The sequence below is a fragment of the Pseudomonas sp. UBA6276 genome (assembly GCF_002438365.1).
GTDB classification, from domain to species: Bacteria; Pseudomonadota; Gammaproteobacteria; order Pseudomonadales; family Pseudomonadaceae; genus Aquipseudomonas; species Aquipseudomonas coleopterorum.
Window position 1 is genome coordinate 17,275 of record NZ_DJUS01000048.1, and the last position, 254, is coordinate 17,528.

Sequence of the window (254 nt, forward strand, 5' to 3'; positions counted from 1 at the left end):
TTGCGGTGGTCGCCGATGAGGTACGGGCGCTGGCTCGGCGTACGGCCGACTCGACCGGCGAGATCGATGGGCTGCTAGGCAACCTTGCCCGCCGCACCGAGGTGATCACCCAGCAGATGCAGGGCAGCCTGCAGGTGTCCCAGGACAGCGTCGAATGCATCCAGTCGGCGCGGGACAGCTTCGACAAGATACGCACGTCGGTCGATTCGATACGCGACCAGAACAACCAGATCGCCACGGCCGCCGAAGAGCAG

1 protein-coding gene is annotated in these 254 nt (G+C 65.4%); it reads left to right on the forward strand.

Annotated elements, in window-relative coordinates:
* On the forward strand, positions 1 to 254 hold a 254-nt coding region (locus tag B2V21_RS05690; protein ID WP_286916289.1), incomplete at both ends, for a methyl-accepting chemotaxis protein.